Origin of the sequence: Sphingorhabdus sp., assembly GCF_044374345.1 — a bacterium.
Classification (GTDB): domain Bacteria; phylum Pseudomonadota; class Alphaproteobacteria; order Sphingomonadales; family Sphingomonadaceae; genus Sphingorhabdus_B.
The window spans coordinates 1-12,836 of record NZ_JBILOS010000063.1 but is presented as its reverse complement, the minus strand read 5'-3'; the positions used below and the strand labels follow the sequence as shown (position 1 = coordinate 12,836).

The 12,836-nt window shown below is 57.6% G+C and carries 9 protein-coding genes, 1 tRNA gene and 1 pseudogene; 8 read left to right on the top strand and 3 right to left on the bottom strand.

Annotation, left to right across the window (positions count from 1 at the left end):
• Positions 1 to 537 precede the first annotated feature (537 nt).
• The 3 genes from ACIQ5B_RS07630 (at position 538) to ACIQ5B_RS07620 (ending at position 5,492) form a co-directional block, all read left to right on the top strand.
• Positions 538 to 3,165, top strand: coding sequence for a ribonuclease E/G (locus ACIQ5B_RS07630; RefSeq protein WP_397598491.1), 2,628 nt, complete (start codon positions 538 to 540; stop codon positions 3,163 to 3,165).
• A gap of 107 nt (positions 3,166 to 3,272) precedes the next feature.
• Positions 3,273 to 4,640, top strand: a complete 1,368-nt coding sequence (locus ACIQ5B_RS07625; RefSeq protein ID WP_397598490.1) for a M48 family metalloprotease — start codon at positions 3,273 to 3,275, stop codon at positions 4,638 to 4,640.
• A gap of 42 nt (positions 4,641 to 4,682) precedes the next feature.
• Positions 4,683 to 5,492, top strand: coding sequence for a DsbA family protein (locus ACIQ5B_RS07620; RefSeq protein ID WP_397598489.1), 810 nt, complete (start codon positions 4,683 to 4,685; stop codon positions 5,490 to 5,492).
• On the opposite strand, the gene ACIQ5B_RS07615 is transcribed toward ACIQ5B_RS07620, so the two are convergent.
• Together ACIQ5B_RS07615 and ACIQ5B_RS07610 are read right to left on the bottom strand one after the other, a co-directional pair.
• Positions 5,489 to 6,175 carry an RlmE family RNA methyltransferase gene (locus tag ACIQ5B_RS07615; RefSeq protein ID WP_395627857.1) on the bottom strand — a complete coding sequence of 229 codons (687 nt, stop codon included), beginning with the start codon at positions 6,173 to 6,175 and terminating at the stop codon, positions 5,489 to 5,491. The genes ACIQ5B_RS07620 and ACIQ5B_RS07615 overlap by 4 nt on opposite strands.
• Before the next feature lie 2 nt (positions 6,176 to 6,177).
• On the bottom strand, positions 6,178 to 7,362 hold the full coding sequence (locus ACIQ5B_RS07610) for a Ppx/GppA phosphatase family protein (RefSeq protein WP_397598488.1): 1,185 nt from the start codon (positions 7,360 to 7,362) through the stop codon (positions 6,178 to 6,180).
• A gap of 168 nt (positions 7,363 to 7,530) precedes the next feature.
• Between ACIQ5B_RS07610 and ACIQ5B_RS07605 the strand changes: the two genes are divergently transcribed.
• The 5 genes from ACIQ5B_RS07605 to ACIQ5B_RS07585 all read left to right on the top strand — a co-directional run bounded on the left by ACIQ5B_RS07605 (position 7,531) and on the right by ACIQ5B_RS07585 (position 12,355).
• A tRNA-Gln gene (locus tag ACIQ5B_RS07605) sits at positions 7,531 to 7,604 on the top strand.
• A gap of 149 nt (positions 7,605 to 7,753) precedes the next feature.
• Positions 7,754 to 8,674 carry an aminotransferase class IV gene (locus ACIQ5B_RS07600; protein ID WP_397598487.1) on the top strand — a complete coding sequence of 307 codons (921 nt, stop codon included), beginning with the start codon at positions 7,754 to 7,756 and terminating at the stop codon, positions 8,672 to 8,674.
• A gap of 14 nt (positions 8,675 to 8,688) precedes the next feature.
• Positions 8,689 to 9,402, top strand: a complete 714-nt coding sequence (locus tag ACIQ5B_RS07595; RefSeq protein WP_397598492.1) for an HAD family hydrolase — start codon at positions 8,689 to 8,691, stop codon at positions 9,400 to 9,402.
• Positions 9,403 to 9,569: 167 nt separating this feature from the next.
• Positions 9,570 to 10,565, top strand: coding sequence for a glutathione S-transferase N-terminal domain-containing protein (locus ACIQ5B_RS07590; protein WP_397598486.1), 996 nt, complete (start codon positions 9,570 to 9,572; stop codon positions 10,563 to 10,565).
• A complete protein-coding gene (locus ACIQ5B_RS07585) occupies positions 10,562 to 12,355 on the top strand; it encodes an arylsulfatase (protein WP_397598485.1) in 1,794 nt (597 codons plus the stop codon). Before ACIQ5B_RS07590 ends, ACIQ5B_RS07585 begins: the two co-directional genes overlap by 4 nt.
• 15 nt (positions 12,356 to 12,370) lie before the next feature.
• Here ACIQ5B_RS07585 and ACIQ5B_RS07580 read toward each other — a convergent pair.
• Positions 12,371 to 12,836, bottom strand: a pseudogene (locus tag ACIQ5B_RS07580) (haloalkane dehalogenase); the annotation flags it as partial.

Genomic DNA, 12,836 nt, shown 5'->3' with positions numbered 1-12,836 from the left:
ATAGTGCGCATGGGTTCTGGCCGTTGCCCCCGTCCAGAAAATTTTTTCGTCCACGCCCCGGCTCCATCCGTAAGATGGATATGTTGCTAGCGATGGAAGCGTAAACGCTGGTGTCCAGACAGGGTTAATTGCGCATTAAGGCTATAAACCCGTTTTTCCGTCCATAATAGCAAGCTATTTCGCGCGATGCCCTTGCCGACAACCCGCAGGAGTGCTAGCGCGTAGATACAGGGAATTTCATCTGATCTTCCCGCCAATCCGCCTTCGGTTCTTTTCCGTTCGGCACATTAACAGGTTGACGCTGCATGAGGCATGATATTTCCACCAACGCCGCCCGCACAGGGACTGGCGCATGGGCTGGAAATCAAGCGCGCGCGATACACGCCCGCCATGCACAAGCAGCAGACGCAATTCTTACATTCCCACCATATCGCTTTGCCGACAGGAGCGCTTCGCGTCCCGTCTGGCATTGCATCAACAATAAAGCGAGCGGCCTTTGGCTGACAACCGGGCGCCATGCTCGCTGGAGTAATATCAATGACAACGCGTATGCTAATCGATGCGCGGCACCGGGAGGAAACCCGGGTCGCAGTCGTCACAGGAAACCAGATTGAGGAATTTGATTTTGAATCGGCCGAGCACAAGCAGCTCAAAGGCAATATCTACCTCGCAAAAGTAACAAGAGTTGAACCTTCGCTTCAGGCGGCGTTCGTAGACTATGGTGGCAATCGCCACGGCTTTTTGGCGTTTGCCGAAATTCACCCCGATTATTACCAGATTCCGCGCGAAGACCGCGAGCGTTTGTTGGCTGAAGAAGCCGAAGCCGCCGCTGAAGAAGCTGCGCTGCGTGAGCAGGAAGAGGAAGAAAGCGACGAGCCTTCGGACATCATGCAGGGTTCTGCAGAGCGCGAAGACGACGTCACTGACCTGATTGAAGTCGATAGCGACGACAGTGTCGACACCATCGACATGACCGAGGGCGAAGAACCCGACCTTGGCAGCAATGGCGACGATGCGTCAGACGAAGGCGAAGGCGAGCGCGGCGAAAACGGCCGTAACAACCGCCGTCGTCGTGGCCGTGGCGGCCGCAATGGCGAAACCCGCACACCAAAGGCCAGCGACGAAGTCCGTGCAAAGCGCATGAACTTGCGTCGCCGTTACAAAATTCAGGACGTCATTCATCGCCGTCAGGTTTTGCTGGTACAGGTTGTAAAGGAAGAGCGCGGCAATAAGGGCGCGGCTCTAACGACATATCTCAGCCTTGCCGGCCGTTATTGCGTCTTGATGCCAAATACGTCGCACGGCGGCGGCATTAGCCGTAAAATCCACAGCGCGGCTGACCGTAAGCGTTTGAAGTCGATTATTTCGGACCTGACGTTGCCATCCACCATGGGTTGCATCATCCGCACCGCTGGCCTTGCGCGCACGAAGCCTGAAATCAAGCGCGACTTTGATTATCTCGCGCGGCTTTGGGACGAAATCCGTGAGCGTACGCTTCGTGGTGCAGCACCGATGCTCATCCACACCGACAGTGACCTCATCAAGCGTGCCATTCGTGATATCTATAACAAGGATATCGACGAGGTCTTCGTTGAAGGGCCTGATGGATATAAAGCCGCCAAGGACTTCATGAAGTTGCTGATGCCAAGCCACGCAAAACGCGTGCAGCATTATGCAGACCCGGTTCCGCTGTTCCAGCGTTACCATGTCGAAGACCAGCTGAACGCAATGTATCAGCCCATCGTCCAGTTGAAGTCAGGTGGCTATATCGTCATCAACCCGACCGAAGCTTTGGTATCAATCGACATCAACTCAGGCCGTTCAACCAAAGAACATGGCATCGAGCAAACCGCGCTTTCCACCAATTTGGAAGCGGCACGCGAGATTGCCCGTCAATTGCGCCTGCGCGACATGGCTGGCCTTGTCGTCATCGACTTCATCGACATGGAGCATCATTCGAACGCCCGCAAAGTCGAGCGCGCGATGAAGGAAGCGTTGAAGCACGACCGTGCCCGTATTCAAGTCGGCCGTATTTCCAGCTTTGGTTTGATGGAAATGAGCCGTCAGCGTTTGCGCACCGGCGTGCTCGAAGCATCCACCCGCGAATGTCCGCATTGTGAAGGCACGGGCCTTGTCCGCACGGCATCGTCTGCTGCTTTGTCAGCCCTGCGTCTCATCGAAGATGAAGCAGCCAAGGGCAATGGCAGCCAGATCGTTCTGCAGGCGAGCCAGGAAGCGACAATCTACTGCCTCAACAACAAGCGTGCCGAACTGGCCGCGATTGAAGAGCGCTACCACGTCCGCGTGCTAATTGTGCCCAATGGCGAAACCGAAGGTGCAAAGCTTGCCGTATCCAGCTCCGGACCACGTCCAGAGCGGCCAGCCGCACTGCCACCGATTATCGACATCGAAGAAGATGATATCGAAGACGAAATCGACGATTTCGACGATGAAGCCGAAGAAGCTGAGCGCGAACCACGCCGTGCGCGTGCAGAGCGTCCACGCGAAGAAGGCGAAGGTGGTGAGGGCCGCAAGCGTAAACGGCGTCGTGGACGTCGTGGTGGCAAGGGCCGTGATCGCGATGGCCGTCCGGAATCCGAAGATGCTGTTGCTGGTGAAAGTGACGCTGCAGATCGTTCAGAAGGCGAAAACACCGCTGAAACGGACAAGACTGACGTCGAAGGCGAAACCAAGCCAAGGGCCCGTCGTGGTCGTCGTGGCGGCAGAGGCCGTGATCGCGACCGTGAAACGGGTGCAGTTGAAGCAACAACAGAAGCGCCAGCCGTAGCCGCAACTGAAGTTGCGGAAGCGCCTGTCGAAGCACCCGCAAAGCCAAAGCGTGCAAGCCGCGCAAAGCCAAAGGCTGAAAAGGTTGTTGTTGAAGCCGATGCACCGGAAGCGAAAGCCACTGAAGCAGCAAGCGCGGCCGAAGAAGCACCCGCTGCCAAAGCAAAGGCACCCGCAAAGCCACGCAGCCGTGCAAAAGCACCGGTCGCTGAAGCGGTAGCCGAAGAAGCCGCGGAGGCACCCAAGGCGAAAGCCAAAGCGCCACGTAAGAAAGCAGCGGCCAAAGATATTGCACAGGATGTAACATCAACAACCGAAGCGGGTGGAACCGACGATGGCCCACCCCGTTCAGGTTGGTGGCAACGCACGTTCGGTTAAACCCGATTTAATGTTTCCACATAGCCCCGCCGGTCATGGACTGGCGGGGTTTTGTTTTGCCCAACTTCTTCATTGCGCGTTCATCCAGTTCGCGCCATTCACTGCATATGAACAATTCTGTATTTCGTGCCCTGCGAACAGCATTGGTGCTGTTTCTTGCCATATGGATATCCGTGCGCCCGGTTATGGCGCAGTCCATTTTGCGCGATGCTGAAACCGAAGCTTTTTTCAAAGAAATTTCCGCGCCATTGATTACCGCGGCGGGGCTTGACCCGAACAATGTCGACATCATCCTGATCAATGACAAATCCGTCAACGCATTCGTCGCGGGCGGGCAAGCGGTCTATCTGCACAGTGGATTGATTGACGCCGCGACCACCGCAAACGAAGTGCAAGGCGTGATTGCGCACGAGCTTGGGCATGTCGTCGGCGGCCATGCCGTGCGCTTCGACGAAGGCGCTTCGGTCGCGAGCGGCATCAGCATTGCCAGCTTGATACTTGCCGCTGCGGCCATGGCGGCTGGCGCGGGCGAAGCTGGCATGGGCATATTGTCCGCGGGCCAGCAAGCCGCGATGGGCAAGTTCCTTGCCTATAGCCGTGGACAAGAAGGCACAGCCGATGCGTCTGGCGCGCAATATCTCTCTACCGCAGGCATTTCGGGCCGTGGCTCCATCAGCTTTTTCAAAAAGCTACAGAATTTCGAATTCCGCCTCGGCATCCCGCAAGAGGACAGCTATGGCCGCACCCACCCCTTGTCGGGCGAACGTATTTCGGTGCTGCAGGACAAATATTCCGCCGATCCGGCGTGGGATGCGCCGCTAAATCCGAAGTGGGAGAGTGATTTCAAACGGATCAAGGCAAAGCTGACGGGCTATCTGTCTGACCCAGCGGCAACGATGCGCGATTATCCCGAAAGCGACAAAAGTGTGCCTGCCCGCTATGCCCGTGCCTATGCGTGGCATAAGTCCGCCTATCCGCAAAAAGCGTTGGATGAATCATCGGCGCTCGTCGCGTCCGCCCCCGAAGATCCCTATTTCCTTGAATTGCATGGGCAAATATTGCTCGAATCCGGCCGCCCAGCAGACGCGATTATACCGTTACGCAAAGCGGTGAGCCTGACGGGCAATCAGCCGCTGATCGCCGCCATATTCGGGCATGCGTTGATTGCCACCGAGGATAAGACAAAACTTGATGAGGCGGCTCAGGTGCTGAAGGCTGCCGTCACCAAAGATAATCAAAATCCTTTTGCCTGGTACCAATTGGGTGTCGTTTACGAACAAAAGGGTGATAGCGCGCGCGCGGCTCTCGCCAGTGCGGAGCGTTATTTGATGGAAGGTGCGCCGCAATTGGCCTTGCCTAACGCACAGACCGCAATGGCCGGGCTTCCCGAATATTCCCCCGATTGGATCCGCGCTCAGGACATCAGCATGGTTGCCGAAGCAAAGCTTGCGCAGCTGAAAAAGCGGAAGCGCTGAATTGGCTGGCAACTGAGTGCGACGAGAGCTAATCGGGCCGCTATGAGCAACCAAATAACGACGCGTACGCCGCTTATCCTCATTCTTTCCGCTACACTTTTGCTGGCTGCGATCGGCGCTTATCTGTTTTGGCCAAAAGATAGCATGTCCGTGCAAGAACCAGCAGGCGCTGCAGCAGAGGAGGCCGCCAAGGCTGCCGCAGCCGCGGGCATGAACGCCAACGACCGCAAAGCGACCGAGGCAATTGTACGCGCATATATATTGGAAAATCCGGAGATTATTACAGAAGCCATTGGCGTCTTGCAAAAGCGTGAGGCAACGCAGCGCCTCAGCGCCGTGGGCGCTAAGCTGACCGAGCCCTTCCCCGGGGCGGAGTTCGGGAATCCCAATGGCGATGTCACGATCGTCGAGTTTACCGATTATAATTGCGGATATTGCCGCTCCAGCGTTGCAGATGTGCAAAAGCTTATCGATAGCGACAGCAATATCCGCGTGGTCATCCGCGAGCTACCGATCCTCAGCGCGACCAGCCGCGATGCAGCCTTATGGGCACTCGCAGCCGCCAAGCAAGGCAAGTATAAGGCATTTCATGACGCGCTGTTCAGCGGTGGCCGCCCCGATGCCCAAAGCATCCGTGCCGCCGCTTTAAAAGCAGGGATGAACCCCGCCGCTGCCGAAAAATTTGCGCGCTCGCGTGAAGCGATTGCCGAGGTCGAAAGCAACCTTGCGATCATGCAACAAGTTGGCTTTGGTGGCACCCCAACCTTCATTATCGGCGACCAGATATTGGAAGGTGCGGTTGGCTTTGATGCCCTGAAAGCCGCAGTCGCGAAAGCGCGTAAAGCGGGTTAAGCTTTCTTTCCCTGCGCGATCACATACCATTCCACCGATCCTTTGCGGCTTGCCGGAGGCTTGGCGTGTTTGACCGTGGTGAAGTTGTTTTTCAATATGCTCAGCATCACCGGGTCGGTCCCCCCCGCAAACACTTTCGCGACAAAATCGCCACCGGGTTGCAAAACCTGAATAGCAAAATCGACGGCCGCTTCGACCAGACCCATTGTGCGTAAATGGTCGGTCTGTTTGTGGCCAACGGTGTTGGCCGCCATATCTGACAAGATGAGGTCCGGCGCGCAGCCGAGTTCGGCAATCAGCCTATCCGGCGCGCTGTCGTGCATGAAATCCATTTGCAGCAACACAACACCTTCCAGCGGGTCGACCGGCAACAGATCGATACCCACAATGGCTGCCTTTGGCTGTTGCCTGCGCACCACTTGTGCCCAGCCGCCCGGCGCGACGCCCAAATCCACCACGGCTTTCTTGCCGCGCAAGATGTGAAACTTCTCGTCCAACTCGACCAGCTTATACGCCGCGCGGCTGCGATAGCCCTCGCCCTGCGCGCGCTTCACATATGGGTCGTTCAACTGCCGCTCAAGCCAACGGGTTGATCCAGCGGTGCGCCGCTTGGCCGTCTTGACCTTCTGTTTACCGGCCAGTGTCCGGCCGGAGTTCTTACCACCGAATAAATTGTCTGCCATTTTCAGTTCCGCCGATTTCTGCGTTTTGCATCGCTCGCCATCAGCGCACGCAAAATGCCCTCGCGAATGCCGCGATCCGCAACGCCCAGCCGCTCACCGGGCCATATATCAAAAATAGCCTCAAGGATGGCGCAACCGGCAACGACCAAGTCCGCGCGCTCATGCCCAATGGTCGGAAATTCAGCGCGCCCCTCTATAGTGCGGCCGGCAAGCTCGCGGCTAATTTCGCGCATCGCGGCGGTCGGCAAATACAACCCGTCCACAGCGCGGCGGTCATAACTGTTCAGTTTCAAATAGACGCTGGCAAGCGTGGTGACCGTTCCCGAAGTCCCCAAAAGCCTCCGGTCCCCGCCATCCTCCGGCAAACGTGCGGCAAACGCGGCAAAGCTTGCCATCACCTTTGCGCGCATCGCTGCGTAAATGGCGTTCAACTGCTCAGGCGTCTCTGCCTCGGCCCGTTCGCTTTCGGTCAAAGAAACCACGCCCCATGGAACGCTTACCCAGTCCAATATTTCGGGAACAAGGCCACTGGTTGATACCAGCACAAGCTCGGTCGATCCGCCGCCAATGTCGAATATTAACGCTGGGCCCTCCCCTTGCTCAAGCAAGGCATGACATCCCATGACGGCAAGGCGCGCCTCTTCCTGTGGGCTGATGATGTCGAGATGAATACCTGTCTCGCGCTTCACGCGTTCAATGAACTGCGCGCCATTGACGGCCTGACGGCATGCCTCAGTGGCGACGGACCTTGCCAGAACGACATTACGTTTTCTCAACTTCTCGGCGCATACCGAAAGCGCCTCAACCGCGCGGTCCATGGCCTCATCGCTCATCCGGCCCGTCGCGGTCAGCCCCTCGCCTAACCTTACAACCCGCGAAAATGCATCGACGACGGTGAAATCCTCTCCGCCAGCCCGCGCGATCAGCAATCGGCAGTTGTTCGTTCCAAGGTCGAGCGCGGCATATGCTGTCCGATCAAGCCAGTTACGCCGCAAAGCTGCGTTATCCGCAGGAACAAAGTCCTTGGCAGGTTTCGGAGGCGTGTTGGATGTGTGTGCACGCGCTGCGCCCTCAGCCGAAGCTTGCTGCAGTTTTGCAGCCTTGGGTGCCGCATTCTTGCGACGGGGCGGCTTTTTTCGTTTACGCCCGCGTCCCTGTTGCGGCGATGGCGCGACATTCTCGCCCATAGCCGTACACTCACTTCTTATTTTCTATCCGGGCAGATGTGCTGCCGGTACCTGACACCTTGATAGGCGCTGCACGTTAAAAATTCAACATTTTTGAATATCGGCACAACCGGCCAAATTCAGCGACTTGACCGTGCACGGGCTCCAGCATATAGGCCCGCCTTCTATTCCCCGGTCGTCTAACGGTAAGACTACGGACTCTGACTCCGTCTATTGAGGTTCGAATCCTTACCGGGGAACCAACCGCACGCGTCATCAAGATGTCGCTTGGTTTCGTTTCCACCAAATGTCAGACACGCGATGAAGCTGCGGCTCGCTCCGAAGCTTTACGAGATGGACGTTGCGCGTTCCTATTTGACGCGCGTGCCCGGCCAACGTTACGGTCAACAACATGGCACTTGGAACGCATGATTTCGTATCTGATTCGCGCAATGACGCGATCCTCATCAACGTTAATGGTCAGCTCACGCCCCGTGCGCAGGCAATGGTCTCTGTCTTTGACAGCGGCTTCATGCTGGGTGACGGGGTTTGGGAGGGTATCCGCGTTCACGCCGGACGTATGGCCTTTTTGGATCAGCATCTTGACCGTTTGTGGGAAGGCGCAAAGGCGATTGCCATGGACATCGGCATTTCCCGCGCGGAAATGAAGGAACGCCTCTATGCCACCATCGACGCGAACCAGATGGACAAATGCCATATCCGGCTGATGGTCACGCGTGGGATCCGTTCAACGCCGTACCAAGATCCACGTGTGGTCGTTTCACCTGCGACCATTGTCATTATTGCCGAATATAAAGACCCGCTTCCCGCAACGGTTGATCGCGGCCTGTCATTGTTTACCGTCCACGTCCGTCGCGGTGATCCGGCGGTGCAGGATCCCAAGCTTAATTCGCATAGCAAACTCAATTGCATCACCGCGTGCATTCAGGCGGCGCAAGCGGGCGCAGATGAAGCCTTGATGCTCGACCCGCACGGCTTTGTTGCCACATGCAATTCCACGCATTTCTTCATCGTCCGCAAGGGCGAGGTGTGGACCTCCACCGGTGATTATTGCCTCGCCGGCATCACGCGCGCCAACGTCATCCGCATCTGCCGGGAGAATGATATTCCTGTGTTCGAACGCAACTTCTCCATGACCGATGTCTATGGTGCCGATGAAGCTTTTGTCACCGGAACCTTTGCCGGGGTTGTTCCTGCACACACCATCGATGGCCGTGTCTTGACCGATGGAAAGGGTCCCGTCGTCGAACGTCTGCAAAATCTCTACCGCGCCTTCATCGAACGCGACATCGCGGGCCAGAGCCGACCTTGACGCAGCGGATATGCATGTGGTCGGGACCACGAAACATCTCGACGGCTATGATGCGCAGCTTTTCGTCGCGCGCGGATTGCGCGGTCAGTGACGAACCCTTTTACGGCTGTTTCCTTGCACATAGCGGGGAGCCGCACCCCATGGCAGCAGACGTCATCGCAGATATGGATTGCGACTGGTCCAGCGTAGCCGCCCGCTTGTCCGGTCCCGCACCGGGCGGTGCGCCCTTATGGTATCAAAAGCAGATGACCCACCATATGGTCGGCCCAATCCAACCCGATGATTTGACCAACTGCCGCCACGCCTTTCTGGTTCGCGAACCGGCATATATGGTCGCCAGCTACCGCGTTAAGCGAGAAAGCGTGAACGTCGAAGATCTTGGTTACGCAACCCAGCGTGCGTTCTTTGATCGTATCGCCGACCGGACCGGCTATGCCCCACCCGTCGTCGACAGCGCGGACATTCTGAAAAATCCTGCAAAGACGCTAGCTTTGCTGTGCGATGCACTCAACATCGCATGGGATCCTGCCATGTTGTCATGGCCCGCTGGCATCCACCCGGATGACGGCATTTGGGCAAGCCATTGGTATGACGCGGTTGCGGCCAGCACCGGCTTCCAAAAACCAGATACACGTCCGCTCAACCTCGATGATGAAGCCCGCGCCGTCGCAGATGCCTGCATGGCCGACTATGAACATCTGGCCCAACACCGCATTGTTGCACCTTGATTTTTGGCCGCGCGCGTCTTGCAACGGCAACAGCAGCGCACGCAGCGGCGGAACAATCGGATCATTCATCCACATGCTGTCAGCGTCCCCGCCCATATATTGGCATTGATAATGTCAATATAGCCCATTACACATAATGCCGGACCATGAGCGAAGGAACGACTGCCATGTATATCATCAACGGCGCACTCGGATCGCCCTATTCGATGAAAATGCGCGCGCTTATGCGGTATCGGCGTATCCCGCATCTGTGGGTGCATGGTGCCGATTCACGCGATGCACTCAGCAAAGTGAAGGCCCCTGTCATTCCCGTGATGGAATATCCCGATGGGACATTTCACAATGATTCAACGCCGTTGATCTATGATCTGGAAACGCGGCATTCCGAACGCTCGGTCATCCCGGCCGATCCGGCGCATGCCTTTATCGCGCATTTGATTGAAGATTTCGCCGATGAGTGGGTGACAAAAGCGATGTTCGGTTATCGCTGGCTGGAGGAGGTAGACCAGATCCAGATGAGCCGCTGGCTCGCTTTTGATGCCATGAAGGGCGGCGGCCTTGCGACCAGCCAGGGCTATGCCGAACAGTTCCGCGCGCGCCAGGTCGGCCGCATGGCGATTGTCGGCTGCGCCGCCGAAAACTTCCCGTTGATCGAGGCGTCAACCCGCGCAATTCTGGGTGCGCTCGAGGCGCATGTGGTGGACCAACATTGCCTGTTCGGTTCGCAGCCCAGCATGGCGGAGTTCGGGATGTACGGCCAATTGTCTCAGCTTGGCGTTGACCCCACAGCGCAGGCGATGATGCGCGAAGATTTCCCTTACAGCTTCCGCTGGCTGCTCCATATTGACGATATGTCGGGAATAACGGGCGAATGGGATACGGCGGATGCACCCTTTGCGCCCATTATCACCGCTTGGTTGCAACAGGTGGGCGAAATCTACATGCCCTTCCTGCTCGCCAACGCCGCGGCGATTGCGGCAGGCGAAGATAGCTTCCACATCACCGCAATGGGCCTGCCCTACACACAGGGTGTTTTCAAATATCAGGTGAAGTGCCTCGCCGATTTGCGCGCACGCTATGCCGCGTTGGATGCACATGCGCGGGGGCGCATTGATCCGCTGCTCGCGCAGACGGGCTGCCTTGAGGCGTTGCGGAACCAATGAAGCTGAAAGGACCGGCAACCCTGTTGACGGCGCTGGCGTTGCTCAGCCCGGCCACGCTTGGCGCACAGTCTGCGCCCACAAAAGCCCCAAATATCGTCATCCTATTGGCCGATGATTGGGGCTTTAGCGATGTCGGCGCCTTCGGCGGAGAGATCGCGACGCCAAATATCGACGCGCTTGCCGCCAAGGGCGTGCGTTTTTCGAACTTCCATGTGGCAGGGTCCTGCTCACCAACGCGCGCGATGCTGCAAACCGGCGTGATCAACCACCGCGCGGGTCTGGGCAATATGCCGGAGACAATTCCACCGGAACATCTCGGCAAACCGGGTTATGAGGCGCATCTGAACAACCGCGTCGTGACCATTGCGGACCAGCTGCGCGCAGGCGGCTACAGCACTTATCTGACCGGGAAATGGCATCTGGGCCATACGCCCGATACCTTGCCGACAGCACGCGGCTATGACCACGCGCTCGCGCTGGCGCAATCGGGCGCGGACAATTTTGAAGATAAGCCCAATCTGCTGATTTATGACAAGACCGAGTGGAGTGACGATGGAAAGCCGGCCAAGCTGCCGAAGCGCTTTTACTCCTCAACGCTGATTGTCGACAGGATGATCGGCTATATCGATCGCGGCAGGGCGAGCGGAAAACCGTTTCTGGCGTCCGTCAATTTCATCGCCAACCATATCCCGGTGCAGGCACGCGATGCGGACATTGCGGCTTATGCCGGGCGCTACAATGCGGGCTGGACCGCGCTACGCAAAGAGCGCCGCGCCGCAGCGATTGCCAAAGGTGTAATGCCGGAAGGTGTTGCGATGGTGACCATGGGTACCAGTGGTGATTGGTCGAAATTGTCGGCAGAGCAAAAGCGGCAACGTGCGGGTGCAATGGCCGCTTATGCTGGCATGGGCACGGCGATGGACCGGGAAATCGGTCGGTTAGTGACGCATCTGAAGGCCATCGGTGCATATGAAAACACCATCTTCGTGTTTCTGTCGGACAATGGCGCGGAAGCGACTGACCCCATGAACATGGGCGCATTTACGCGCTGGAACGCCAAGCTTCTCTATGATCAAAGCATCGCCCAACAGGGACGCCCGGGTTCGCTGACCGCACAAGGTGCGGGATTTGCCAGCGCATCGGCATCGCCCCTGCGTGGATATAAGTTTACCGCGAACGAAGGTGGCCTGCGTGTCCCCATGATCATCGCCTGGCCGGGTAACCGGGCGATTAAGGGCGGCACCATTACATCGGGTTTTGCGCATGTCACCGATATGCCGCTGACTTTGCTGAAGCTCGCAGGCGTCACGCCGCAGCAAGGCCGTTTTTCGGGACGCCGCGTCGAGCCCATGATTGGGATGGACCTGACACCGATGCTCACAGGGGCTGCATCGTCCGTCCATCCGGCGGACAAGCCATTGGGGTATGAATTGTCCGGCAACGCCGTGTTGTTCAAAGGCGATTATAAGCTCGTCAAAAACCTACCGCCCTACGGCGATGGCCGCTGGCGGCTGTACAACATTACCACCGACCCCGGCGAGACCAACGATCTGTCCGGTTCCGACCCGCAACGTTTTGCGGATATGCAATCCGATTACGCCGCCTTTGCCAAGGCAAACAACGTACTGCCCATGCCAGACGGTTACACCGCGCCCAAACAGATATTCGCAAATGCGCTGCGCACCTTGCTGATACCGCGGCTTATCGCGTTATGGCCGGTGGGCGGGCTAGTATTGATAGCAACAGCGACTTTAGTCTGGTGGCGCAGACGGCGGCGAAGGGCAGTTTAACCACTCGACCTTCGCCTAGGCAGCGATGAAATTGCGGATCAGCGCGACCAGTTGTTCCGGCTGATCTTCCTGACAGAAATGGCTGGCGTCTATCCGGCAATGCGGTTGCCCCTTGGCACCCGGAATACGGCGCTGAATTTCCGTATCGAGATGACCGAGCACCTTGTCCTGATTGCCAAAGCAGGTGAGCACCGGTTTGTCGAAGCGTTCAAGCTGTGCCCACGCGGCGACGTTTTCCGCAACCGACAGATGGTGAGGGGTCACAGGCACGAGCACAGGAAACTGGCGCGCGGCGGCCTTGAAATTCTCATCGGGGAACGGTGCATCATAAGCGGCGATCTCGGCGCTGGTCAGTGCGCGGTTACAGCCGCCGTCAACGATCCGGCCGCTTTTGAATTCGGGCGTGGCCTGGCTGAATGCGCGCCAGCCATCGAAACCGGGACCAATATTCTCGCCAACGGGTAGATAGGTGTTTGAAATC

Excerpts from the sequence above, each read along its gene's own strand:
- ACIQ5B_RS07620 (WP_397598489.1), top strand. The coding sequence starts at position 4,683 with ATGAGCAACCAAATAACGACGCGTACGCCGCTTATCCTCATTCTTTCC.
- ACIQ5B_RS07595 (WP_397598492.1), top strand. The coding sequence starts at position 8,689 with ATGTGGTCGGGACCACGAAACATCTCGACGGCTATGATGCGCAGCTTT.
- ACIQ5B_RS07630 (WP_397598491.1), top strand. The coding sequence starts at position 538 with ATGACAACGCGTATGCTAATCGATGCGCGGCACCGGGAGGAAACCCGG.
- ACIQ5B_RS07610 (WP_397598488.1), bottom strand. The coding sequence starts at position 7,362 with ATGGGCGAGAATGTCGCGCCATCGCCGCAACAGGGACGCGGGCGTAAA.
- ACIQ5B_RS07585 (WP_397598485.1), top strand. The coding sequence starts at position 10,562 with ATGAAGCTGAAAGGACCGGCAACCCTGTTGACGGCGCTGGCGTTGCTC.
- ACIQ5B_RS07590 (WP_397598486.1), top strand. The coding sequence starts at position 9,570 with ATGTATATCATCAACGGCGCACTCGGATCGCCCTATTCGATGAAAATG.
- ACIQ5B_RS07625 (WP_397598490.1), top strand. The coding sequence starts at position 3,273 with ATGAACAATTCTGTATTTCGTGCCCTGCGAACAGCATTGGTGCTGTTT.
- ACIQ5B_RS07600 (WP_397598487.1), top strand. The coding sequence starts at position 7,754 with ATGGCACTTGGAACGCATGATTTCGTATCTGATTCGCGCAATGACGCG.
- ACIQ5B_RS07615 (WP_395627857.1), bottom strand. The coding sequence starts at position 6,175 with ATGGCAGACAATTTATTCGGTGGTAAGAACTCCGGCCGGACACTGGCC.